21 protein-coding genes and 1 pseudogene are annotated in these 23,766 nt (G+C 44.7%); 12 read left to right on the plus strand and 10 right to left on the minus strand.

The window, feature by feature from the left end; all coding sequences use genetic code 11:
• Nucleotides 1–1,648 (plus strand): WD40 repeat domain-containing protein (locus ACM0OZ_RS42630; RefSeq protein ID WP_414588938.1); only part of this gene is annotated, 1,648 nt, incomplete at its 5' end.
• A 430-nt stretch (nt 1,649–2,078) separates the two neighbouring features.
• Here ACM0OZ_RS42630 and ACM0OZ_RS42635 read toward each other — a convergent pair.
• The 3 genes and pseudogenes from ACM0OZ_RS42635 to ACM0OZ_RS42645 form a co-directional block, all read right to left on the minus strand.
• On the minus strand, nt 2,079–2,885 hold the full coding sequence (locus ACM0OZ_RS42635; protein ID WP_414588939.1) for a GNAT family N-acetyltransferase: 807 nt from the start codon (nt 2,883–2,885) through the stop codon (nt 2,079–2,081).
• The gene (locus ACM0OZ_RS42640) at nt 2,840–3,535 is read right to left on the minus strand and encodes a LysR family transcriptional regulator substrate-binding protein (protein WP_414588957.1); all 696 of its coding nucleotides are present in this window, start codon (nt 3,533–3,535) and stop codon (nt 2,840–2,842) included. The genes ACM0OZ_RS42635 and ACM0OZ_RS42640 overlap by 46 nt, the downstream gene beginning before the upstream one ends.
• A gap of 57 nt (nt 3,536–3,592) precedes the next feature.
• Nucleotides 3,593–3,793 (minus strand): annotated as a pseudogene (locus ACM0OZ_RS42645) (LysR family transcriptional regulator); the annotation flags it as partial.
• A 208-nt stretch (nt 3,794–4,001) separates the two neighbouring features.
• Here ACM0OZ_RS42645 and ACM0OZ_RS42650 point away from each other — a divergent pair.
• Nucleotides 4,002–4,286 carry a hypothetical protein gene (locus ACM0OZ_RS42650; protein WP_414588940.1) on the plus strand — a complete coding sequence of 95 codons (285 nt, stop codon included), beginning with the start codon at nt 4,002–4,004 and terminating at the stop codon, nt 4,284–4,286.
• A gap of 74 nt (nt 4,287–4,360) precedes the next feature.
• Complete coding sequence (locus tag ACM0OZ_RS42655; protein WP_414588941.1) at nt 4,361–4,609, plus strand: glutathione S-transferase N-terminal domain-containing protein; 249 nt, start codon at nt 4,361–4,363, stop codon at nt 4,607–4,609.
• Here ACM0OZ_RS42655 and ACM0OZ_RS42660 read toward each other — a convergent pair.
• Entirely contained in the window at nt 4,589–5,062 is a 474-nt protein-coding gene (locus tag ACM0OZ_RS42660; RefSeq protein WP_414588942.1) for a hypothetical protein, read from the minus strand. The two genes, ACM0OZ_RS42655 and ACM0OZ_RS42660, sit on opposite strands and share 21 nt — an antisense overlap.
• A gap of 366 nt (nt 5,063–5,428) precedes the next feature.
• On the opposite strand from ACM0OZ_RS42660, the gene ACM0OZ_RS42665 reads away from it, so the two are divergent.
• Both ACM0OZ_RS42665 and ACM0OZ_RS42670 read left to right on the plus strand, forming a co-directional pair.
• On the plus strand, nt 5,429–5,725 hold the full coding sequence (locus tag ACM0OZ_RS42665; protein WP_414588943.1) for a 2Fe-2S iron-sulfur cluster-binding protein: 297 nt from the start codon (nt 5,429–5,431) through the stop codon (nt 5,723–5,725).
• Between the two features lie 798 nt (nt 5,726–6,523).
• The gene (locus ACM0OZ_RS42670; RefSeq protein ID WP_414588944.1) at nt 6,524–9,301 is read left to right on the plus strand and encodes an endonuclease/exonuclease/phosphatase family protein; all 2,778 of its coding nucleotides are present in this window, start codon (nt 6,524–6,526) and stop codon (nt 9,299–9,301) included.
• A gap of 112 nt (nt 9,302–9,413) precedes the next feature.
• Here the strand turns inward: ACM0OZ_RS42670 and dapF are convergent, their stop codons facing one another.
• On the minus strand, nt 9,414–10,256 hold the full coding sequence (gene dapF / locus ACM0OZ_RS42675; protein ID WP_414588945.1) for a diaminopimelate epimerase: 843 nt from the start codon (nt 10,254–10,256) through the stop codon (nt 9,414–9,416).
• Nucleotides 10,257–10,371: 115 nt separating this feature from the next.
• Here dapF and ACM0OZ_RS42680 point away from each other — a divergent pair, with 115 nt between their 5' ends.
• A complete protein-coding gene (locus ACM0OZ_RS42680; protein WP_414588946.1) occupies nt 10,372–10,590 on the plus strand; it encodes an Hfq-related RNA-binding protein in 219 nt (72 codons plus the stop codon).
• Between the two features lie 177 nt (nt 10,591–10,767).
• On the opposite strand, the gene ACM0OZ_RS42685 is transcribed toward ACM0OZ_RS42680, so the two are convergent.
• Nucleotides 10,768–13,107: a cation:proton antiporter gene (locus ACM0OZ_RS42685; RefSeq protein WP_414588947.1), complete on the minus strand. Its 2,340-nt coding sequence runs from the start codon at nt 13,105–13,107 to the stop codon at nt 10,768–10,770.
• Nucleotides 13,108–13,558: 451 nt separating this feature from the next.
• Here ACM0OZ_RS42685 and ACM0OZ_RS42690 point away from each other — a divergent pair, with 451 nt between their 5' ends.
• Both ACM0OZ_RS42690 and ACM0OZ_RS42695 read left to right on the plus strand, forming a co-directional pair.
• Nucleotides 13,559–14,491, plus strand: coding sequence for a M23 family metallopeptidase (locus ACM0OZ_RS42690; protein ID WP_414588948.1), 933 nt, complete (start codon nt 13,559–13,561; stop codon nt 14,489–14,491).
• Nucleotides 14,492–14,599: 108 nt separating this feature from the next.
• Entirely contained in the window at nt 14,600–15,142 is a 543-nt protein-coding gene (locus ACM0OZ_RS42695) for a late competence development ComFB family protein (RefSeq protein ID WP_414588949.1), read from the plus strand.
• 43 nt (nt 15,143–15,185) lie between these two features.
• On the opposite strand, the gene ACM0OZ_RS42700 is transcribed toward ACM0OZ_RS42695, so the two are convergent.
• Nucleotides 15,186–15,857, minus strand: coding sequence for a L,D-transpeptidase (locus ACM0OZ_RS42700; RefSeq protein ID WP_414588950.1), 672 nt, complete (start codon nt 15,855–15,857; stop codon nt 15,186–15,188).
• A 537-nt stretch (nt 15,858–16,394) separates the two neighbouring features.
• Between ACM0OZ_RS42700 and ACM0OZ_RS42705 the strand changes: the two genes are divergently transcribed.
• From ACM0OZ_RS42705 to ACM0OZ_RS42715, 3 genes are all read left to right on the plus strand, one after another.
• Complete coding sequence (locus ACM0OZ_RS42705; protein WP_201279549.1) at nt 16,395–16,550, plus strand: hypothetical protein; 156 nt, start codon at nt 16,395–16,397, stop codon at nt 16,548–16,550.
• A 326-nt stretch (nt 16,551–16,876) separates the two neighbouring features.
• Nucleotides 16,877–17,533, plus strand: a complete 657-nt coding sequence (locus tag ACM0OZ_RS42710; protein WP_414588951.1) for a sigma-70 family RNA polymerase sigma factor — start codon at nt 16,877–16,879, stop codon at nt 17,531–17,533.
• A 156-nt stretch (nt 17,534–17,689) separates the two neighbouring features.
• Nucleotides 17,690–18,331 (plus strand): anti-sigma factor family protein, encoded by a 642-nt coding sequence (locus tag ACM0OZ_RS42715; protein ID WP_414588952.1) that lies wholly within the window; start codon nt 17,690–17,692, stop codon nt 18,329–18,331.
• A 47-nt stretch (nt 18,332–18,378) separates the two neighbouring features.
• Here ACM0OZ_RS42715 and ACM0OZ_RS42720 read toward each other — a convergent pair whose 3' ends face one another.
• Nucleotides 18,379–18,789 (minus strand): gamma-glutamylcyclotransferase, encoded by a 411-nt coding sequence (locus tag ACM0OZ_RS42720; protein WP_414588953.1) that lies wholly within the window; start codon nt 18,787–18,789, stop codon nt 18,379–18,381.
• Nucleotides 18,790–18,914: 125 nt separating this feature from the next.
• Between ACM0OZ_RS42720 and leuS the strand changes: the two genes are divergently transcribed.
• On the plus strand, nt 18,915–21,503 hold the full coding sequence (gene leuS / locus ACM0OZ_RS42725; protein ID WP_414588954.1) for a leucine--tRNA ligase: 2,589 nt from the start codon (nt 18,915–18,917) through the stop codon (nt 21,501–21,503).
• Nucleotides 21,504–21,713: 210 nt separating this feature from the next.
• On the opposite strand, the gene ACM0OZ_RS42730 is transcribed toward leuS, so the two are convergent.
• Together ACM0OZ_RS42730 and ACM0OZ_RS42735 are read right to left on the minus strand one after the other, a co-directional pair.
• Nucleotides 21,714–22,334, minus strand: coding sequence for a hypothetical protein (locus tag ACM0OZ_RS42730; RefSeq protein WP_414588955.1), 621 nt, complete (start codon nt 22,332–22,334; stop codon nt 21,714–21,716).
• Between the two features lie 305 nt (nt 22,335–22,639).
• Nucleotides 22,640–23,530, minus strand: a complete 891-nt coding sequence (locus ACM0OZ_RS42735; protein ID WP_414588956.1) for a DUF4231 domain-containing protein — start codon at nt 23,528–23,530, stop codon at nt 22,640–22,642.
• Nucleotides 23,531–23,766: the final 236 nt, after the last annotated feature.

Genomic DNA, 23,766 nt, shown 5'->3' on the forward strand with positions numbered 1-23,766 from the left:
GAAACTGTGGGACACCAGCACCGGCAAACAAATCAAAACCCTCAAGGGGCATACAAACTGGGTTTATAGTGTCAGCTTCAGCCCGGATGGCAAGATCCTGGCTTCTGCAAGCGCTGACTCTACGGTGAAACTGTGGGACACTAGCACCGGCAAACAAATCAAAACCCTGACTGAGCATACAGACTGGGTTTATGGCGTCAGCTTCAGCCCGGATGGCAAGATGCTGGCTTCTGCAAGTCGTGACAACACGGTGAAACTGTGGGATACCAGCACCGGCAAACAAATCAAAATTCTGAGTGGGCATACAAACTCGGTTAATGGCGTCAGCTTCAGCCCGAATGGCAAGATGCTGGCATCAGCAAGTGGTGACAAGACGGTGAAACTGTGGGACACCAGCACCGGCAAACAAATCAAAACCCTCAAGGGGCATACAGACTGGGTTTATGGCGTCAGCTTCAGCCCGGATGGCAAGATGCTGGCTTCTGCAAGTGGTGACAACACGGTGAAACTGTGGGACACCAGCACCGGTAATCAAATCACAACCCTCAAGGGGCATACAAACTTGGTTTGGGGCCTCAGCTTCAGCCCGGATGGCAAGATGCTGGCTTCTGCAAGTTATGACAACACGGTGAAACTGTGGGACACCACCACCGGCAAACAAAACAAAACCCTCTCTGGGCATACAAATGAGGTTAATGGAGTCAGCTTCAGCCCCAATGGCAAGATGTTGGCAACCGCAAGTGATGACAAGATAGTGAAACTGTGGGATCCCGCCACTGGCAAACAAATCACAACCCTGACTGGGCATACAAACTGGGTTTGGGGCCTCAGCTTCAGCCCAGATGGCAAGATGCTGGCATCAGCAAGTGGTGACAAGACGGTGAAACTGTGGGATACCTCCACTGGCAAACAAAACAAAACTTTCTCTGGGCATACAAATCAGGTTAATGGAGTCAGCTTCAGCCCGGATGGCAAGATGCTGGCATCAGCAAGTGGTGACAAGACGGTGAAACTGTGGAACACCAGCACCGGCAAACAAATCAAAACCCTGACTAGGCATACAAGCACGGTTTGGGGCGTCAGCTTCAGCCCCAATGGCAAGATGTTGGCAACGGCCAGTGCTGACAACACGGTGGAACTGTGGAACACCAGCACCGGCAAACAAATCAAAACCCTGACTGGGCATACAAACTCGGTTAATGGCGTCAGCTTCAGCCCGGATAGCAAGATGCTGGCAACGGCCAGTGCTGACAAGACGGTGAAACTGTGGGACACCAGCACCGGCAAACAAATCAAAACCCTGACTGGGCATACAGACATGGTTCGGGGCGTCAGCTTCAGCCCGGATGGCAAGATGCTGGCTTCTGCAAATGCTGACTCTACGGTGAAACTGTGGGACACTAGCACCGGCAAACAAATCAGAACCCTGACTGGGCATACAAACACGGTTTGGGGCGTCAGCTTCAGCCCGGATGGCAAGATGCTGGCAACGGCCAGTGCTGACAAGACGGTGAAACTGTGGCGGTGGGATTTTGATTATTTACTCAGGGAAGGGTGCGATTTTATCCGCGAGTATTTCAATACCAATCCCCCAGAGGATGAGAGTGACATTGCTCATTGGTGTCAACTTAAGCCAAAACTCTTCTAAAATCTCGTTTCCAGGTTGTACCTGGAAATGCGGTGGGGCGGCTCTTGAGCAAGTAAGGCAGGCAGAGCCTGTGCCAGTAGGCATTCCCAGCCTGAGGCTGGGAACGAGGCACCTCCCCTCCCCTTAGCAAGGGGAGGGGTTGGGGGTGGGGTAAATCAACGTGGAATAAAGGGTTGAACGTTAAGTTGACACCAATGAGCAAGGCTAAGTGCCCCTACCATGTGGTTTAAAGTTTATCCTTTTGAAAGCGCTGTAAGAAGGTGAGTTTCTGAGAAAACTTTTGATCAACTATAGGACTCCTATTTGATTTTTGAACGACACGTAAGGTGGGCAGTGCTTAGCAAAACCTGGATCTTCTCGGAAAATACGGTAAGCACTGCCCACCCTACAATAGTGAGTGTCTGAGAAAACTTTTGATAAACTACCAAAGCTATTTCAACTCAAGGGTATACTCTCCGTAAACGGCAATTTTTTCAAATCCCAATCTTTCATAACAGGATATTGCACCTGTATTGTCAGCTTTGACATTCAAACCGATGTAATCCACGCTGTCTAATAATGACTGGCACAATTTTGCACAAACCTTTGTTGCCAAACCTTGTTTACGAAAATCTGGGTGTGTTGTGACATTGCCAAGTGTTGCAACTTTATATTGAGGTGAATATACATGAACACCAGCCACACTCACCAATACCGCTCCTTGACGGACACCATAATAATGCCCTGTTTCCAGCATTCTTGGGTCAAACCAGTTGCCTGGATAGCTCAGATGATACAGCGCTTTTAGCTCCTGCAAATCTGACTGAGACATCTGTTCTACAGAAGATGTATCTACTTTATTTAAATATGAATTTAAATACAAGAGATTGGTGAAACCCATTTTGTGATAAATTCCATGAGATTGAATTTGATAGTCCTTGGCAAAAATTTCTACTGTATTACTATTTAAATGGGCGTAAAACCGCTTTGGCAGAAGATGTGAAATCGAGTGCAGCAGTTCACTCATCTCTTCTCCAGAACCTTCAGTAAAACCTAGTAAAACAGGAAGTTCTGCACCAACGTACAACAGTACGATTTGGCGGATACTGTCACTATCCTGAAGTGCGTACCAGTTCGTATATGACCAAAAAAAGTCATCTAAATCTCCAAGCTCATACAAATGCAAAAAAGGATGACGCCGCAGAAACGCTTCTATTTTTTCCTTGTCGTGGAGACAAACTGGCTTGATAAATTGCATATTTTAGTAGTTGCTTGAGCGTACTTTTTGAGAGTTTCTAAAAACGCGAAGACTGCTGGAGTGTGTAAAGCATCTGCCAAAATCGCTACAGCAATCACTCTTTCAAAGGGAACTGGCAAACTATATACCTGCACTTCTTTTGGAATAGGTTCAGCTGCAAGACGTGCTATAATACCAGCCCCCAATCCTTTTAAAACCATACTGACAATTGTTGAATCTTCTACAATAGAAGAATTAGTACACATCGGCGGTGCTTTAGCCTTGAGATGATTATGTAGTGCAAGACCACAAGGTAAGCAAGGCAGCAAAACCAAGGGATAAGCGGCTATATCTTCCCATGTAATTTGGTCAGCAGGAATATTTGCCTTTGGAGGTAAGAGAACAATATATTCATCACGTAGCAGTTCCCAAGCCTGAAATTCTGCAGATGTTGGTAAATAAGTAAACCCAATATCAGCCTGTCCATCACGAAGAGCTTGCTCAACTTCAATATGACCAAACCGTTCCGCTATGTTGACAGTAATTTCAGGATAACGGGAACGAAAATCAGCAATCACTTCTGGTAAAATATGGGTTGCCACGCTACGAAAAGAAGCTATTCGCACGCTTCCACCGTGTAAACTTTTGTGCAGATCTGCTTCCTTTTGCATTGTTTCTATATTTTGCAGTGCCAAACGGGCATAAGGAACAACTTTTTCTCCTGCTGGTGTCAGCACTGCACCATGCCGACCTCTAACAAACAACTGTACGCCCAGTTCCTCTTCGAGTGTGGCGATGTCTGGCGACAAGCCGCTTCGCGTCTACGCATGACTTACAGCTGGCTGAGACAGGTTCAATTCCAAGGCTGCCTCACTGAAGTTACCATTATCTGCCACTGCGACGACGGCTAGAAGCTGAGAAAGTTTCATGGCAAATCCGGGAGTTCAATGTAGTACTTATTGTAATCCAACTGTCGCACCTAGCAAAACAAGCAGAGTATTTTCTTCCCTCCTTCCCTTTCTCCCTCTCTCCCTAATTTATAAATGCCATTTATAGAAGCTATGCACATCATGTTTTGAATACCAACACAAGAGTTGTTACCGTCATGGTTGCAATACAAATATTAAGGCTGCTGTTATGAAAGATATCAATTTGAAGTCAGAAAACTTCAGCACTGCTTTTAGTCAAAACGCAGAAACAGAAGCTAACTGGCAAACCTCGTTCTCTTTCTCATGGCTGTATAAAGTTTGGCAAAAATTCATTTATGCGCTAACAAGTCCTGAAGAATTGCAAGTTTGGCAGAGACGCGATCGCATGGGTAACACCTATTGGGAAGCTTACGATCCTCAGAGAGGAGGATATTTCTGCTCTGGTTCTGAAGCTGATATCCTTGCATGGATTGAACAGCGTTATCGAAGATAGAGGTTGGTGCAAAACATTTTGGCGATATTGCTTCTTATTCTGTGTAGTCACATTAGTGGTAGAGGTAGATTAATATGACACAGCTTATTCTGGTGATTGGCAAGAAGAATTACTCATCATGGTCACTGCGTCCTTGGTTGGCAATGAAGCAATTGGGATTGAATTTCAACGAAATTCGCATCCCTCTTTACACACCAGAATCCTCTTCACAAATTAGGCAATACTCACCATCAGGAAAAGTGCCTGTACTATTGCACGACAATCTAACCTTGAACCCTCCCCGCGAAGACAGCGACGGGGATTCACGCCACATCCTCGGTTGACTTTTTGCTCGATTCAGCTATCTGGTCAGCGGTTAGTGGCTCATTGGAGACTCGCTCTGAGGGAGAACCAGGCTTCCTGCTTTCAGACGCGCTTACTTGCTTGCGAGTTAAATAACGTTGGTGCGCCTCCAACAAGATTGGTTCCAACCCTGGATACTCGCTTTGAGCATCCTGCAACACCAACACATCCTGATTAACATGCCTACTCAAAAACGCGCTGAACAAATCCCGATGATGTTCACGGATTCCTGTGACATCCCGGTGAACTCGCTCCGACAAGGACTTTTTGATGCGGCTACCGTCTAGATGAGTTTGAGACAGTGCGGTTTTTTGAATAGAGAACTTGATGAACGAACCGCCAGCGTTTTCAGCTTTGCGTTTCAATTCTGATTGAACAAATCCTGGAGATTTGGCAGCTAGGGCTTTACCGTAGCGTTTCTGCCATCCTTTCACTGAGACGTTCTCAGTTTTTATATTCTTGCCATGCCTCAAGATTTCGTTGACAACACGACGGTTATTAGTTTCAGCATACGCTGTTTTACGACGCTCTAACTCACGTTTCTTCTGTGCCGCTCTGCGATAATTGTTGCTTGTTTGAATCCCCTGGATTTATTCAGGGGAGCAAAGCTGCCACGCCAGTTGCCTTATTGTTGGGAAATTGGGATTTTGCGAGATTTCAGAGAGAAACTTCGTATAAACTTACAGAAAGGTAAATAAATTACCAACGTAAACGTAAACATAACAAGTTTTCTATAATATGCAGCGTAAGTAGCACCTGTGTTGGAATACAAAACGTTGAATAACACAAGGAATTGCATCATGAGTACAATCAATTTTGTCAACGAAAATCAGGAAGTTGTAGCAGCATATGGTGCTAACTTGAGGCTAAAAGCTTTAGAAAACCGCATCCCCATTTACAAGATGCTGGCAAAACTGGCTAACTGCGGCGGTTCCGGTCAATGTGGCACTTGCATTGTGGAAATTGTTGAAGGGATGGAAAACCTTTCTTCCCGGACGGACGTAGAAAAGGTGATGCTTAAGAGAAAGCCGGAAAACTACCGCTTGGCGTGTCAGACTTCTGTCTATGGTCCTGTCAGCGTCAAAACCAAACCTTAGTTTTGGTTCAAGGTTAAATGTAGAGTGTACAGACGCGTACCTCCTGCAGAAGCACGCGTCTGTAGAAAGACCTTGTTGTTCGAGTAATTCTTGGGCGACGTAAATTGGACTGTTCATATGCAATGCTAGGGCGATCGCATCACTACCACGCCCCTATATTCCTAATGAACTTCTACCTTATAGTTTGGGCGTTAAAGTTTTAGTTTTACTCCAGATTACTTTTAAAGTTAACTTAACTTTGCTTTTATCTTCAGCAATTATAGTTATAAGTTTATCCATAAGTGATAACACGTAATCGTTTTGATAAAACTGAAATTAATTTGACATTCTGTTTTATTAGAGTAATTTATAAGTCATGCTATAGAGAGCAAGCTCATACTTCTCCTTAAAAGGTGAACTACACTGCAATCTACCTGCTCAAGAACATCAAAATCGCATCATTAAATTAATTAATAACCGTAAATAACACAATGAATAACGTAGTAATATACACGTTGTGCCAGGGTATGAAAAAACAGTGGATTTTAAATGATCATGGGTAAGTTGAGCGTCTACACTTACATCTACCCTCGTCCAAATTTAGTAGAGAAATTTTAATAGCTAGTAACAACCTTCTCCTAGTGTCCCTAAGTAAAATGTGTCAATTTAGACACATATGAAAAATTGGGACTCGCTTTTGGGTGAGCGACAGCTAGCAGGCGGCGGACAAGTTGAAATTGTCGTTCTTAACTTCATCCCTACTTTTTCGACTGAAACTATTCGTTTCGTTTTTATCTTTAGAGTAAATGAGGAGCTTCCATGCCCGCAATTAACCTGAACAGTCCTTATTCTCAAAACTTTGATTCGTTAGCCAATTCAGGCACCAATTCGTGGAATGATGACTCCACTATTTCTGGCTGGTACTCCAATAGGACTAGTTATACAGCAGGTACTGGCTCAAGCAATACAGGGTCATTCTACAGCTTTGGTACTACTGGCAGCACAGAGCGAGCTTTAGGATCTGTGACATCTGGCAGTACAAACACGATTTATTATGGAGCTCGTTTTGTTAACAACACTTCTAACACGATTACCGGGCTTAACATTAGCTACATAGGCGAGCAGTGGAGAAATGCTGGGAATACTAGTCCACAAATATTAGATTTTCAATATCAAGTTGGCGCAACCAGTTTAACTTCAGGTAGCTGGATTGATTTCAATACGTTAGATTTCACCAGTCCAGTAACCACAGCAACTGCTGGTGCTCTAGATGGTAACGCAACAGCAAACCGCACTGCTTTGTCTTCTACTTTGGGTGGTTTGAATGTTGCTCCTGGTCAAGAAATATGGCTGCGCTGGCAAGATGTAGACAACTCTGGTGCTGATCACGGTTTGGGAATAGATAACTTTTCTATCTCTACTGTCGATGCTCCTCCCCCACCGCCTCCTCCAGCTGTTCGGATCCATGACATTCAAGGTGCAGCCCATATCTCACCTTTAAATGGTCAGACGGTGAGTAACGTTCCCGGTATTGTCACAGCTACACGTTCCAACGGCTTTTACCTGCAAGACCCTAACCCGGATAATGACGAGAAAACATCAGAGGGAATTTTTGTTTTCACCAGCTCTGCACCGACAGTCGCTGTAGGAGACTCGGTAACGGTCAGCGGTACAGTGTCGGAGTTCCGCCCTGGTGGTTCTGGTGGCACTAATAACCTCACCACCACTCAGATTAGCAGCTCATCAATTGTCACCTTGTCGAGTGGCAATGCTTTGCCAACAGCCACCATTCTTGGCAATGGCGGACGAGCAATTCCTACGGAAGTGATTAGTAATGATGCCGCAAATGGCAATGTAGAAAATGCTGCTACGTTGTTTGACCCAGCGCAAGATGGTATCGACTTCTACGAAAGCGTGGAAGGAATGCTAGTGCAGGTCAATAATGCTGTGGCGGTTGGACCAACCAGTGATAATGGTGAAATCCCAGTGTTGGCAGACAACGGCGCAAACGCTAGCGTCCGCACGGCTCGTGGCGGCATTGTGATTCAGCCTGGTGATTTTAACCCAGAACGAATCATTATTGATGATGCGATTATTACCAGTGAGCCACAGGTGAACGTCGGAGATAGCTTTAACGGGGCGACTGTTGGGGTCATTGACTACAGCTTTGGCAACTTCAAGCTGTTGAATACTCAACCTCTGCCCAGCGTTACCTCTGGTGGTTTGCAGCGGGAAGTTACCAACCTGACTCCCTCCGCTAACCAACTTACAGTTGCAACCTTCAACGTAGAAAACCTTGACCCTGGTGATGCTGCGACAAAGTTTAACAACCTCGCTAGCCGAATAGTCAATAACCTAAAATCCCCAGACATCATTAACCTGGAAGAAATTCAGGACAACAACGGACCAACAAATGACAGTGTCGTTGATGCAAGTCTTACCTTCCAGACATTAATTAATGCGATCGCATCTGCTGGCGGTCCCACCTATGAATTCCGCCAGATTAACCCAGTAGATGACACCAACGGCGGAGAACCTGGTGGTAATATCCGAGTTGGCTTCCTGTTCAATCCTGGGCGCGTACAGTTTGTTGACCGCCCCGGTGGTACCTCCACCTCTGCCACCACAGTCAACAACGTGGGTGGTGCTCCTGAGCCTTCTTTTAGTCCTGGTCTAATTGACCCTACCAACTCTGCCTTCAACAACAGTCGTAAACCTTTGGTGGGTGAATTCATATTCAACGGTCAAACTGTGTTTGTAGTAGGCAACCACTTCAACTCCAAAGGCGGCGACCAACCCCTGTTCGGAGCGAATCAACCACCAACGCTTACAAGTGAGACGCAGCGCAACCAGCAAGCCACTTTAGTCAAAGATTTTGTCCAAAGTATTTTGGCTATTGACCCCAATGCCAATGTGGTGGTAGCAGGTGACTTAAATGACTTTGAGTTTTCCAACCCCGTCAACAACTTGGAAAGCGCTGGACTGACGACTTTGATTGAAACGCTGCCTCAGAACGAGCGATACAGCTACGTCTTTGACGGCAACTCCCAAACACTGGATCATATTTTGGTCAGTAGCAATTTGCTCAGTAAACTGGATGGATTTGATGCGGTTCACATCAACTCAGAGTTTGCCGTTCAAGACAGTGACCATGATCCCGTCCTAGCTCGGTTTAATCTCATAAATGTGATTAATGGTACATCGAGTCGGGACACCATAGCGGGAACTGCCTTTGGTGACAGAATTACTGGCTTTGGTGGTCAAGACGATATCACCACTGGCGGTGGTAATGACGTAATTGTTTACACCACATTAAATGGTAATGGCAACAGCATTAATGAAGGCGACAACATTCTGGACTTTACAGTAGGTGCTGACAAGTTTGACTTTAGTCAATTGCTTGATAGCATTGTCACAGGTGGCTACAACGGAACTAATGCGATCGCCGATGGCTACATATCCTTTGGCGCAAGAGGAAAAGATACTGAAATTCTGATTGACAGTGATGGTTCAGGAAATCTTCCGGCTCGACCGTTTATCAGGGTAGAGAATGTTTCGGTTGCACAACTGAATGACCCCAATAATTTTGTAGTGTAGGTAACATATTTTTTGTAGGGTAGGGATCTCGCTCGTCCTAATATCTAAAATCATCGGCGGGCAAGATGCCCACCCTACAAGAAGCTCTGGAATTGTGCATTTTTTATGCACACTAGCCGATTTTCCCAGTAAACACTAGCTCAGCTGGTCCAGTCATATAAACCCGTTGGTCAATTTCTGACCATTCAATTAGCAAAGGTCCTCCAGGAAGCTCAACTGTAGCTTTACGCTCACATTTCCCCGTCAATACACCCGCGACCAAGGACGCACACGCGCCCGTACCACAAGCCAAAGTAATACCAGCCCCTCGTTCCCATACCCGCATTTTCACGTAGTCAGGACGCACCACTTGAATAAATTCTGTATTTATCCTTTGGGGAAAAGCTGGGTGATGCTCAAACTCGGGACCAATGACTTCCAGAGGAATTGCTGCAACGTCATCTACAAAGGTAATACAGTGAGGATTCCCCATACTGACACAGGTAACATCCCAAGTTTTCCCTGCTACCTCTAGCGGTTGATTAATGACTTTTTCGTTAGCTGGGCGTATAGTGGTAGGAATTTCACCAGCCAGTAGCTTGGGGATACCCATATCCACCTTAACTTGACCATCGCTCATGAGTTGGGGTGTAATCACACCAGCTAGCGTATGAATGCGATATTGGTCGCTCTTTTTGGCGTCACCTTCTAAATCAGCTAAAAAAGCAGCCAAACAGCGAATACCATTGCCACACATTTCTGGTTCTGAACCATCGGAATTAAAAATCCGCATGGTGTAGTCAGTATCGTTTTCGCCAGGCAAGGCAAAAATAACACCATCAGCACCGATACCAAAGTGGCGATCGCACAACTTAACTGCTTGTTCGGGAGTGATAACGGGCGTTGATGACGAGCGATTGTCAATCAAGATGAAATCATTGCCCAGACCGTGATACTTAGTAAATTCGATTGCCATTGCCAAAATCGATGAAGTATGTTTAACTTTCTATGTCATTAGTCTATTGTCCTTTGTCAATTGTGAGTTACGACTAAATTAATGACTAATAACTAATGACTAACAACTAATAAGTATGATTACGGAATTTGACACCTCACTGCCTAGCGTTCGGCAAATACAAAACCTGATTCAACAAGCAGCGACAATTCAATTAAAACTGCTTACTGGCGACATATTAACCGGGAAAGTGATATGGCAAGACGCACAATGTGTGTGTCTTGTGGATGAAAACAGCGAGCAAACGACTGTGTGGAAGCAAGCCATTGCATATATACGAAACAAAGAACAATAAAGAATATCTTCTTCATTAGACCTCTCCAAAATGTAGAGACGTGACGCCAGAGCCGGCACGAGGGAGACCCTCCTGCAGCGCTGGCTCGCCATGGCACGTCTCTACAAGGATTGTAGACAACGCACAATTAATTTCTGGAGATGTCTATTCTTTTTTGTTCTGTCTTCTTTCTTTGACCTAATCCAGCACAGTATCCATCGGTAAAAACTCTTTGAGTGCTTCTGCTTCGCCTGCTTTCACCACTGGGATAGAGAGCGGTATTTCCCGAACTGGGGTAAGCAACTGTACAAGTTGATTTAGAGAAGCCAAATTACCGCACAATAAAACTTGGTCGTGGAGTTGTAAGTCCTTGCTAGGATCGGGAAAGCGGATAAATTTACCATCTCGCCGTATTGCCTGCACCATGACCCCATATTGGTTGCGGATGTCCAAATTTGCAAGAGTTTTCCCAACAACTGGGCTGTTGGCTGAGATAGTTACCCATTGACAAGCGCTATTTTCTCCAGGAACAGCAGCTTGACCTTTGGCGAATTCATCCAAAGCCGCCAATTCATCATTAGAACCAACAACCAAAAGGCGATCGCCCTCTTCCAAGGTAGTCTCAGCCGGAGGATAATCTATTTCTTCACCTCCTTCGCGACGAATTGCCATCAAACTCGCCCCTGTTAAGTAGCGCATATCTGCTTCGTCTAAGGTCATACCGACGAGAGGTGAACCAGATGGTAAGGGATACCAACGCTTGTTGAGGTCTTGAGTTGCTTGTTGCAAATCGCGGGAAACCTCAGACGCTGATTGTTCTGGTCGCAAATCCAAATAATGACGATTGCGGATTTCCTGCATTTCTCGCTGCACCATAGCAGTATTGAAACCCAAGTCAGTTAATATGTAAGCGACCATTTCCAAACTCGCTTCAAATTCTGGTTGCACAACTTCCCGCGCCCCAAGTTGATAAAGCACCTCAATACTTTTATCATTGGTAGCGCGAACAACGACATCCAAGTTAGGAGACAATTCCAAAGCGCGTTTCAGGCAAAGACGTGTACTCATGGGGTCAGGAAGTGCGATCGCCATTCCCCTTGCTGTGTTTACTCCCGCAGTGTCCAAAACGTGAAAACTCACGCAATTACCATAGACATATGGAACTTCAGCTTCTCGCAACTGCTGAATTCGACTTTCTGCCTGATCAATCACCACCACAGGCAAATCGTGCTGCTGTAGCAACTTCACCAAATTTCGTCCCACTCGTCCATAACCGCAAACAACCACATGGTCTTTGATCGGTAGTTCGTCAGCAACTTCCAACGGCTGACCTTCCCCGCTTAAATAGGGCTTTAACCAAGGTATTGATTCTACCCAGTCAAATATAATCGGCACCAAACGCAGCACAAAAGGAGTCAGCACCAATGTTACTGCTGTCGTTCCCAAAATCAGTAAATACACCCGCCTTGAAACCAGCCCCAGCACCTGTCCTTCACTGGCAAGAACAAAGGAAAATTCCCCAATTTGAGCTAGTCCGAACCCAGCGAGCAACGCTGTTTTCAACGGGTAGCGAAACAATTTTACAAGTGGCGTAATAATCAAAAATTTACCAACAAATACCAGTGTCACCAGTCCTAGAATTAATTCCAGGTTGTTCCACAAAAACACTGGATCAATTAACATCCCAATAGAGGCAAAGAATAAAGAAGCAAAAATATCTCGTAGTGGCTCCACATATGTTAAGGTTTGGTCGGCGTATTCCACCTCTGAAATCATCAAACCAGCGACAAACGCCCCCATTTCGATAGAAAGCCCCATATACTCTGTCAGTAGGGCAATACCTAAACACAGCGCCACCACGCCTAATAAAAATAATTCTCGGCTTTCAGTACGGGCTAGCAGTCGCAACAAAGGAGGTATGAGCCAAATGCCTGCGGCGACTGCACCACCAGCAAATAAACCAATCCGCAACAGCGCCAACAGCACTGCTATGACTAGTGATTCTGCTGGTTGGTGAAGCGCTGGCAAAACCGCGATCATCAGTCCCAGCGCTAAATCCTGCACGACCAAAATTCCCAGCATCACCTGTCCATGAGGCGTTTCTGTTTCATTACGCTCCATCAAACATTTAAGGACAACTGCTGTGGAAGACAAAGACAAAATTCCCCCCAGAAATACTCCTTTAGCAGGAAGATATGCCCACGCTCCTGTGAGTCCACACACCAAAACCGTAACTAGAATCGTCAGGGCAATTTGTAGTCCGCCTCCTCCAAGAGCGATCGCCTGGACTTTTTTAAGTTCTGTAAAGGAAAACTCAACTCCCAAGGCAAATAATAAAAACGCGACTCCGAACTGAGCCAAAGTTTCTACTTGAATCAATTCTTTAATCAGTCCTAGTCCGGCTGGTCCTACAACCATCCCACCAATGAGATACCCCAGTAAAACGGGTTGTCGCAAAAGTGCCGCCAGAAGTCCACCACAGGCGGCAACGGCGAAAACTGAAACTAAATCAACTATTAGCCTAAAATCTTCTTGCACAAGCTTATAAAAGAACTATTAAAACCTATTAAGCTTCAGCATACAAAGTTTTTTATTAGTGTGGGAAGTCAGTTCGTTACAGTTGTCAACGCTATTAGTATGGCGTTGACTAAACTTAGAGGATGTTTGGAAAGTGTAGTTTTGTACCAAAATTTATCAATGATCCCCCTTAAAAAGGGGGGTAAAAGTCCCCCTTTTTAAGGGGGGCAAAGGAAATCAAATAAAATATTTGATACTTCTCAAACATCCTCTTAGAACCAGTGGTTTTAAGGTATCAGAATTGTGGCTTCCAGAATTTCAGTAATCCGCTTATGACTACCACATCCGTAAAATTTACATGAGATTTTGGTAGCATATGATTTCAATACTGTTTCAACTACAGCAAATTTAGGAAACTCAAACTATACTTTAGTCTGTCTTTCAAAAGAAGAAGATTTTTAGTAGCTCCTGTATGACGATCGAATATTACGCTAGTAGTTCTGGGAAAAAGTTACTGGGTTTAAGCGTGACAGCTTTCAAAACCAACGTGCGTGCAACCACTGTTGTACTTGGCATATTTACGCTACCCTTTGCATTGGCAGCACCTGCAAAAGCGTTACAAGTACAAGTCAATCCAGCAACTCCCCAACTTGGCGATACCATATCAGTTGTAGTCAGTTTAGATAATCCAGCTAATGGTAGCAATGTCACAGTTACTAATGGTTCCGAGACTTACGCAACATATGAAATAGCACCAGGACAGTACCGGGCTTTGATCCCGACAACGCCTTTGGAAAAAGCTGGAACCAGAACTCTTACGATTGCAGGCGAAGGTCAAGTGCAGAACTTGTCAGTACAAGTACGAAATCGCAAATTCCCGGTACAGCGCATTAATCTACCCCCAGGAAAAGCTGGGGTACAAGCCACAGAGTATGAACTCAAGCGTGCAACAGAGTTTAAGGCGATAAAAACACCAGAAAAGTTTTGGGATGGTCCTTTTATAGCACCTAATAAAGGACGTGTCAGTACAATTTATGGTGTACGTAGGTACTATAATGGAAAATTCGCAGATGACTACTATCATCGCGGTATTGACTATGCTGGTGGTGCCGGTTCGCCGGTTGTTGCTCCGGCGGCTGGACGGGTTGCTTTGGTAGGCAAGGTATCTCAAGGATTTCGGGTTCACGGTAATGTTGTTGGCATTGACCACGGACAAGGAGTGGCAAGTATTTTTATGCACCTGAGCCGCATTAATGTTAAAGAAGGTGATTTTGTCAAACCCGGTGAATTAATTGGCGCAGTCGGTTCAACAGGCGCATCCACGGGCCCGCATTTACACTGGGGGCTTTATGTCAATGGCAAATCTGTTGACCCGGTACCCTGGCGAAATCAAGGAGTAAAATAGTAACTTTTTGCGTATTATGCGTATTATTGGCTCATGAGTGGGCAAAATAAATAGGATTGATTGGTACCGTACCCACCTTGCTTGGATTGCTGAAAGATAATGAGCATTATGAGTATTGAAAAAATTGTGGAACAAGCTCTCCAGGATGGTTATCTTACACCAGCAATGGAAGCAGAAGTCGGGCGAATCTGTGATAGCGCTAGTGAACTCTCAATAGAGGAGTACAAAGCGTTGGATCGGCTGATGGTGTCGCTGTTGAGTGGGGATGTGGTGGCGGTACCACGCAAACAATTTATCAACGTTATGGAAGAGTTGGTACTGACAGAGGCAATATCTCGTGTAGCGGAAATTGAAGCGACTAGCGAAAGTTCTCTAGATGTTGGGGATATTGCCGCTTACGCCCTCAACCGCCTACCACCCCTATATGCTACTACAGAAGAAGGTGCCAACTACCAACGCCAACGCGCAAGGGCACAACTTGAGGAATTGATTGCCCAGCAAGTTGCCGAGGCGATCGCCCGCAACCTAGACCGACCAAATGATGATAGAACGCCTGTCGGAACTAAAAACACTGGCAATGAGGTTTTGCGCCAAGTCAGTACCTTACTCCAAGCATACGCACCCCATTTTGAGCAAAAATCAGAGTATTGAGCACTCATGAGTCATTAACCCAAGACAAATGACTCATGAGTGATCATTGACGTACTTCCACTGGCGTCCCCAAACTCACCTGGTTGTAAAGCATGCGGACATCAGGATTACGCATCCGCAAGCAACCGTGGGATATTGCACTCCCTACGACTTCATCATCTGGTGTGCCATGAAAGCCAATTTGATTCCGTCCATCTGACCAAAAACCAATCCATCGGTCTCCTAAAGGACTATCAGCACCCGACGGAAATATTTTGCCAGTAATCGGGTGACGCCAGGTAGGATTGAGTTGCCTATACATAACTTGGAAAGAACCAGTGGGCGTTTCCCAACCTTTCTTACCCACAGCAATTGGGTAACTTGCTATGACGAGATCCCCACGTTGAACGTAAACACGGCGATCGCTCAAATCAACTATCAATTGATTCTTTCCAGATGCCAGGCTTTGAGAAGATTTCTGTTGAGCGAAACCTTGACCTGAGAGCAAGCTTGATATATGATAGACAACTGGATTATGTCTTTTTTCCTGCGTCACTTGCCCCGGTTTTTCTGCTGCCCAAGCTTGCCCAGATAAAACGTTTCCACTTGCTGTTCCTAACTGGGTATGAGGGGTCATAGTCTTCATGCGCCAATGGACAGCCAGAGATAGGATTGCTGTACCAAAACAGAGCAACATCACTACACGCGTTAATGAGTCGTTTCTTACTATCGCCATCGTCTCTCTCCAGCAGACCCAGATCTTCTTCCATTTAGCTATCAGCTTACCCTAGCTTACTCTACCGTGACATACTCCCGACGCTCACCAAGAGCGGGTAGAGCGCGGGGCTTCCCGGCTTGGAGCTAAAGCACAAAGCCGCTCTACTGAGAGTGCGCCATGCAAATGACGCGTGAGCGCCATGGTGTGAGGAATGCTCTTTTTTATTACATCCTACTTCCCGTCGCAAGTCTTTGTCATTGTGAGTTTCTACTCTCGGGTTTTGACTCCTGAATTCTTCGCAAGTCAAAATGAGCTTGCAATATTAATAGCATTTACGGATAGTTAAACTGATACCCTCATGATTCGGTCACTAAAAATTCATAAATACTTATTAGTTCCCTCATGAATTTGTCAATAGTCCCAGGCAAACTAGGGCTATGGGGATTCCGCTACTGCAATGACGATCAAAAAGTCTAGGTGAGAAACCTTACTCGCTTTGGAACTCTTCACTAAATGTAGCAATCAATGATTATTGGTGTGGGGGAGAAAAAAACCATGTTGGAAAAACTATTACTAGCGGTTACGATTACTTTTTCCTTAAATCTGTTTTTGCAAGTTCAAGTCAGCGAGCAAACAAATACAAATAACAAAATTTACCCACAAGAAGCCGAAACAGCACCAAACCTCGTAGTAACGTTGCCACGGGAATAAAGTTTTATGAAGCACTAGTGGGGAGCCAATGCCTGCTTGTATATTTGTCCTTATTGCGTAACTTAAATATGTCAAGCGTATGTGGTCAGTTCTTAATATTGCACAAGTATAAGTAACATTGCCGTGTCTGGATTACGTAATGACTCAAGGGTGAAGGAGGCAAGTTTCTATGCAAAAAACTCACCAAGAAGTTGTTTGTGCCGCCACGTATCTACCACTCGTTAGTATACCCTAGTGTTCCAGTCATAAATCCGTCACTCAATAAAGGAACTTCCTGCTCATTAGCAGGTCTAATAGATAGGGATGATTTACAGCCAGTACGATCTATGAGTCAATCGATTACTGTACCCTGGTCAACGGTTGATACGAGACTTCCAGAAGTTTCGGTGCAAGTTGACAAAATCTCAAACCACGACCTAATTTTGCGTTGTCAAGCAGGACTACGCCCTGATCGTGCGGCATTTGCCGAATTATTGCGCCGTTATCAATCCCAGGTTGATAGAGTTCTATACCATCTGGCTCCTGATTGGCCTGACAGAGCTGATTTGGCTCAAGAGGTTTGGATTCGCGTGTATCGGAATATTAACCGATTACAAGAACCCGCCAAATTCCGGGGTTGGTTAAGCCGCATCGCTACCAACTTATTTTACGATGAGTTGCGCAAGCGCAAGCGGGTTGTTAGTCCCTTGTCACTGGACGCTCCCCGTGCGGTAGACGATGGCGAAATGGATTGGGAAATTGCTGGAGATACTCCCGGACCTGAGGAAGAACTGACGACTAGAGAGTTTTACGAGCAACTGCGGGAGGCGATCGCTGATTTGCCAGAGGTGTTCCGTACTACAATTGTTCTTAGAGAAATCGAGGGATTGGCATATGAAGAAATTGCTGAAATCACTGGTGTTTCTTTGGGAACAGTCAAGTCGAGAATAGCCAGAGCAAGAGCGAGATTGCAATCTCAGTTGCAAAATTATCTAGATTCGTAATGAACAGTTTCCGTCCTTTGGTCAATGGCAGATATGATAATTCGTTAAGAATATTAAAGAAATTACAGAGTGCTTCTGCCAACAGGAGAAGAATTGATTAAGTTCTCATGCTTGTCCGCTGTGTTTACCCGTGTAGGAATTGGTAATAATGTTAAGATGACTACTGATTCTCAGTTTGATGACCGTTCCCAATTGCAAGATCATAAAGATTTGCCAGATGGTTCGGCAAAGCATACCAATGAATCAACGGGTGTTGCTATGGATATGGTGAAGCGCGATCGCTTCGAGTTATTGAGTGCTTACCTCGATGGTGAGGTGACGGCTGCTGAACGCAAGCAAGTTGAACAATGGCTTGCAGACGATCCGACAGTTCAGCGTTTGTATGCCCGACTGTTAAAGCTACGGCAAGGTATACGGACTCTTCCAGTACCGGAACCACAACAGTCATTAGAAGAAACAGTTGAGCAGGTGATGGCACGTTTGCGCCGTCGTTCTACTAGGCTAGTATGGTTCGGTGGAGGCGCTGCTGTTGCTGCTTGCGTCATTGGTGCATTGTCTGGTTTACTAGGCGGCGAATCAAGGCTGCCTCAAATGGCTCAAAACCAACCAATACAACAGGCACAATCAGCAATGCCCACTCCTGCTGTTGTCAGTTCACCGCTCATGGTTGCCATAAATAACCCGGTGATCCCAATTCCAAAAACAGCAAAATCCTCTGGTGAAAATCCAGTGAATCAGGTGGAACCTCAATCGCATGATGTCGAGCACGAGCTAAATATTGAATACGATATAAACTAAAATTATGAATTATGAATTATTTTTTTTAAAATTTCATAATTCATAATCTATACTTCATAAATTTCAGAGCCACTCCACCAACCATTAGGTAGGTGGACGCCTCGTAATTGAAGCGCCAGATCTTGTGTCATTATGTAAACCCAAGCCCAACCAAGCGAATTGCCTTGTGGGTTATACGTCTCAATTTGTTTTCTATTGTAAAGATTTTCTGACGGGGCTCGGGCGGGGTGGTAATCTTCCAACTCGTCCAAAGCCTTTAAGACATCTAAATTCGTCAACGATAGTAAGTAGCCGTGGACAAGGCTATTTCCTGCTGTCATCGCCGGATAGCCCATTGGTAAAGCAAATAATTTACCCTGTGCGATCGCTTTAGTAGTCTCGACCACCTTACCAGCACAATATCTTTGATAATTTGCTTCACCTGGTTTGAGCGTGCCGTAGACAAAGACTTTTAGCACCAAGAATCCTCAATACTAATATCCTACTTTTTAATTTTAGAAAATAGGGTTCGTAGCAGTAACTCTAGAGTATGCCACAATAGCGAAACAGAAGCGACCACTAGATTCAGTTAGGAGTTCTCATTGTGGAGTCCCGATACAACCCAGTAGCGATTGAGGAAAAATGGCAAAAAACATGGACTGAACAAGGCTTAGATAAAACTGTTACAGATAGCAGTAAGCCAAAATACTACGCCTTGTCCATGTTCCCCTATCCTTCGGGCAGCCTGCATATGGGTCACGTCCGTAATTATACGATTACTGATGTGATTGCCCGCCTCAAACGGATGCAAGGGTACCGGGTACTACATCCAATGGGTTGGGATGCCTTTGGCTTGCCAGCAGAAAACGCCGCAATTGACCGAGGTGTTCCGCCATCGAAGTGGACTTATGAAAACATTGCCCAGATGCGGCAGCAATTAAAGCGTCTTGGCTTTTCCATCGATTGGGATTGCGAAGTTGCCACGTGTTCGCCAGACTATTACAAATGGACACAATGGATTTTCTTGCAGTTTTTCCAAGCGGGGTTAGCTTACCAAAAAGAAGCTGCGGTAAACTGGGACCCTGTTGACCAAACTGTCGTGGCAAATGAGCAAGTTGATAACGAAGGACGTTCTTGGCGCAGTGGTGCTAAAGTTGAACGCAAACTCTTGCGGCAGTGGTTTTTGAAGATTACCGACTACGCCGAACAATTGTTGAATGACCTCGATAAGTTAACAGGTTGGCCTGAGCGCGTCAAGTTGATGCAGGCAAACTGGATTGGTAAATCAACAGGGGCGTACTTGGAATTCCCCATTGTCGGGATGGAAGAAAAAATTGGCGTGTACACCACTCGCGCAGATACGGTTTATGGCGTTAGCTACGTGGTGTTAGCGCCAGAACATCCCTTGACAAAGCGCGTCACGACACCAGAACGGAAAACAGCGGTAGAAGCTTTTATACAAGAAGTTTCCAATCAAAGCGAGTTGGAACGGACTGCGGAAGATAAACCAAAGCGTGGTATTCCCACTGGCGGTAAGGCAATTAACCCGTTTACTGGGGAAGAAATTCCCATTTGGATAGCTGATTACGTGTTGTATGAATACGGTACCGGTGCAGTCATGGGTGTTCCGGCACATGATACACGCGATTTCAAGTTTGCCAAGGAACAGAATTTGCCTATCAAAGTGGTGATTGTGCCACCAGATAATCCAGATAATGTAGAACTCTCGGATGCAACGTCTTTACAACAGGCATACACAGAACCCGGATTTGTGATTAATTCCAGTCAATTCGATGGAATGGCTTCCACAGATGCCAAGCAAGCCATAGTGGAATACGCTGAAAAACAAGGTTTTGGCAAAGCGCGGGTACAGTATCGTCTGCGGGATTGGTTGATTTCGCGGCAAAGATACTGGGGCGCACCCATCCCAGTGATTCACTGCCCTAACTGTGGCGTGGTGCCAGTTCCAGACGAAGACTTGCCTGTGCAGTTGCCCGAAAATGTGGAATTTACAGGGCGTGGCGGTTCACCCTTGGCTAAGTTAGAAAGCTGGGTGAATGTGCCTTGTCCAACTTGCGGCACTGGGGCAAAGCGGGAAACTGACACGATGGACACCTTTATTGATTCCTCGTGGTATTTCTTGCGGTTTACTGATGCTAAGAATGAGCAACAAGTTTTTGACCCTGCAAAGACAAATGACTGGATGGCGGTGGATCAGTACGTGGGCGGGATTGAACACGCGATTTTGCACTTGTTGTATTCGCGGTTCTTTACTAAGGTACTGCGCGATCGCGGTTTGTTGAATTTTGACGAACCTTTCCAACGCCTGTTGACTCAAGGTATGGTACAGGGTTTAACTTATATGAATCCCAACAAATCTGGAAAAGATAAATGGATTCCTTCCTCTCTCGTCACGAATCCAGATGATCCTCGCGACCCGCAAACAGGTGAAGTGTTGCAACGCCTTTACGCTACCATGTCTAAGTCCAAGGGCAACGGTGTCGCCCCGGAAGATGTGATTAAGAAATACGGTGTAGACACTGCGCGGATGTTCATCCTGTTCAAAGCGCCGCCAGAAAAAGATCTCGAATGGGATGAGGCTGACGTGGAAGGGCAATTCCGCTTCTTAAACCGCGTTTGGCGATTGGTGACAGATTTTACTAACCAGCCAAGAGTAGCCCACAATCAGCAAGGACAACTGAGTAAAGCCCAAAAAGACTTGCGGCGGGCAATTCACATTGCTATCAAAGAAGTCACGGAAGATGTGGAAGGCGAATATCAATTCAACACCGCTGTGTCAGAATTGATGAAGTTGAGTAACGCCTTGGCTGAAGCTAGCTGCAAAGATTCAGCGATTTATGTAGAAGGCATTCGCACTTTGATAGTGTTGCTGGCACCCTTGGCACCGCATATTGCTGAAGAATTGTGGCATCAATTGGGTAACAGCGAATCAGTCCACAAACAAGCTTGGCCCAAGTATGATGAATCTGCCTTGGTCGCTGATGAAATCACTTTGGTGATTCAAGTCAACGGCAAAAAGCGTGCAGATCTGCAAGTTCCGGCACAAGCAGATAAAGCAGAATTGGAAAGGTATGCCCGTGAGTCAGAAGTTGTTCAGCGTTACCTTGAGGGTAAGGAAATTAAAAAGGTGATTGTCGTGCCAGGGAAGTTAGTCAATTTTGTGGTTGGTTAAAAGTTGTTTGTAACTGACGAGATGAAGAAAAAGAAGAAGGTTCTTGTTGCCTTCTTCTTTTTCCTAGTTTCTCAAGGAGCATCCCAAAATTTGCAAAAAAATGCGAGAGGGAAAATTTATAATCAAAACAATGCCTTCAGGAGATTGACACAATGACAATAAGAGAGTTTAAAGATGTTAATCGCCTGTTTTGATTAAAGTGTATAAAAATTAACTCTCACTCATCAGCGCAGCCAGCAAAATCCTGAGTACCACTTCCAATTCTTCAGTTACTCGGTAGAGGTTAATCGCTTGTTCTATACTTTGTGCCTGTCGGTATAATATACCAAATTGCCAAACATTACCTGTCGTTACTGCTCCCAATATTTCTGCTTGAGTCGAATCAATCCATCTATCAAGGGCTATCATTTCAGTCGCCAGTTGTGTAAATCCCTTGTTGATATCTGCTTGCTTGGCTTCAATCACAATTAAATGAGTCTTTGTTCGCAGGTAATAATCCAAATTTCCTTGAAGTCTATTGTCTACTTTAATACTATATTCGATTCGTAATTTAGCGCGGGAATAGTGGATTAAATCAGTGATAATCGGCGCAATTAGCATTTCCCGGCGTGTCGCTTCGTTCTCTAAATCCACATACGGTAACACTTCTTCAATCCGCTGTTTTAAATCGAGAAGTCGGTCTAATGTACCTGAATATTGAGGCAAATCGATAAATTTACGCTCGAACGAATAGCCAAATTCAGCTACTAAATCGTCAACCGGAAACCCTAACTCAAAGTAATTGCTAAAAGTATACGAGCGATTTGGGTCTAGCAATGATTGGCGGCTCATTTGACTGCTCACTTCTTTCAACCCGTCGAACTCACGTCGCCTTACTAACAGCGAACAGCAAACAGTACTTAAGGCGCTCAATAATTTTATTGAGATGGAGCGCCAATCATATGGAAGTAACGCGGCTCAAAGAGGAAAAGATTTTTCTGCAGTGCGCGGAGCGCAATCGCTTCCAAATTGAATGGGGTGAGGTGGTATTCTCAATCAGGATTCTTGTCCGTCACAAAAAGCTCTGCTAGTCATGACGCTCCCACCTAACCCCATACCCAGTCTCTTTGAAACTTTCTAAAGCTATGTTTAAGCTGCTAGTTGGTGCTAGCTTGCTTTACCTGCTCCTGCTTTTGCTCGTCAGATGGAGTTGATTCTGTCTTTTCTGGTTGCTTCTCAGCCGTTTGTTGTTCTTGCAGTTGGTTGAGATGAATGTTATTCACTTGAATAATAAAGTATTCTAATGCCTGGCTTGCCTTTTGTTGCTGTTGGCTTTCGTCAGACACATCGTAACAACGATAAGGCGGAGTTACTCCCAATATAAATTTCTCTTGTTCAGCCTCTAACAATTCAACGGCTGTGTTAGCAGCAACCGAATTCTTCTGAAAAGGAAAAGAGGTAACTATACTGGCGATTATAGAAGCAATAGCTGGGCAAAGTACAGGAAGCCACTTCAGCCAGGCTTGCCCTGCTTCTAACTTGTCTACCAAAACTAAAATTGGTGTGACTCCTGATAAAATAACTGTCGCAATTTGCAAACTATAGTAAAGGTTCCTCGATACACTCCGAATTCTTTTATAATCATCAATCAAGTCTTGGCAGTACTGTAAAGCCTTTCCTCTTGCCAAAGTCAGCGTATTTTTATTCCAGGAATTATGATTACTTAATAGATAAGTATACAGCTCTGCTTTTTTGGTGAGGTCAGATTCCTTGGCAGACTTCTTAGAGTCTTCAAACACTTGTCTATTGATGAGCAACAAAAAAAACAAAATCGTTAGAGATACTGCTCCTGCAATGACAATTTTCTTATCATCTGGATAAAATATCACAATTATTCCAGAAGAGAAAAAAGCAGCAAGTAATAAATACTCAATTACCTTCAAGGTAAACAAATTTTTCTGCCCTGAAGGAGAGGAAAAGCTTTCAACGGTCTCGAAAATTTCCCTTTGGTTTTTCTGCTCAATATTCGTCAATTCAGAAGTAGCCATTGCTTTTACTCAATTCGTTACGGGTAAAATGTAGCACAGAAATTATGCTGAATACACTCGCCTCTACTTCGCTAGTCATTAATTAGGGAAATAATCAATCATTACAATACAATTCTTTACTTAATATGGCAACAGATTTTTTATCATTAGTCATTACGCAATATGGAAAAAAATTAGTAGGAGACAGTTAAGACAGTTAAGACAGTTAAGACAGTTAAGACAGTTAAGACAGTTAA

It is taken from the genome of Scytonema sp. PCC 10023, from assembly GCF_963920835.1.
Classification (GTDB): domain Bacteria; phylum Cyanobacteriota; class Cyanobacteriia; order Cyanobacteriales; family Nostocaceae; genus Kalymmatonema.

Bases quoted from the DNA above. Each gene is read 5' to 3' on its own strand.
- ACM0OZ_RS42690 (WP_414588948.1), top strand. From the start codon at position 13,559: ATGACGATCGAATATTACGCTAGTAGTTCTGGGAAAAAGTTACTGGGT.
- ACM0OZ_RS42700 (WP_414588950.1), bottom strand. From the start codon at position 15,857: ATGGCGATAGTAAGAAACGACTCATTAACGCGTGTAGTGATGTTGCTC.
- ACM0OZ_RS42655 (WP_414588941.1), top strand. From the start codon at position 4,361: ATGACACAGCTTATTCTGGTGATTGGCAAGAAGAATTACTCATCATGG.
- ACM0OZ_RS42735 (WP_414588956.1), bottom strand. From the start codon at position 23,530: ATGGCTACTTCTGAATTGACGAATATTGAGCAGAAAAACCAAAGGGAA.
- ACM0OZ_RS42710 (WP_414588951.1), top strand. From the start codon at position 16,877: ATGAGTCAATCGATTACTGTACCCTGGTCAACGGTTGATACGAGACTT.
- ACM0OZ_RS42650 (WP_414588940.1), top strand. From the start codon at position 4,002: ATGAAAGATATCAATTTGAAGTCAGAAAACTTCAGCACTGCTTTTAGT.
- ACM0OZ_RS42640 (WP_414588957.1), bottom strand. From the start codon at position 3,535: ATGCAAAAGGAAGCAGATCTGCACAAAAGTTTACACGGTGGAAGCGTG.
- ACM0OZ_RS42680 (WP_414588946.1), top strand. From the start codon at position 10,372: ATGATTACGGAATTTGACACCTCACTGCCTAGCGTTCGGCAAATACAA.
- ACM0OZ_RS42695 (WP_414588949.1), top strand. From the start codon at position 14,600: ATGAGTATTGAAAAAATTGTGGAACAAGCTCTCCAGGATGGTTATCTT.
- ACM0OZ_RS42715 (WP_414588952.1), top strand. From the start codon at position 17,690: ATGACTACTGATTCTCAGTTTGATGACCGTTCCCAATTGCAAGATCAT.
- ACM0OZ_RS42670 (WP_414588944.1), top strand. From the start codon at position 6,524: ATGCCCGCAATTAACCTGAACAGTCCTTATTCTCAAAACTTTGATTCG.
- ACM0OZ_RS42730 (WP_414588955.1), bottom strand. From the start codon at position 22,334: ATGAGCCGCCAATCATTGCTAGACCCAAATCGCTCGTATACTTTTAGC.
- ACM0OZ_RS42665 (WP_414588943.1), top strand. From the start codon at position 5,429: ATGAGTACAATCAATTTTGTCAACGAAAATCAGGAAGTTGTAGCAGCA.
- dapF (WP_414588945.1), bottom strand. From the start codon at position 10,256: ATGGCAATCGAATTTACTAAGTATCACGGTCTGGGCAATGATTTCATC.
- ACM0OZ_RS42705 (WP_201279549.1), top strand. From the start codon at position 16,395: ATGTTGGAAAAACTATTACTAGCGGTTACGATTACTTTTTCCTTAAAT.
- ACM0OZ_RS42635 (WP_414588939.1), bottom strand. From the start codon at position 2,885: ATGCAATTTATCAAGCCAGTTTGTCTCCACGACAAGGAAAAAATAGAA.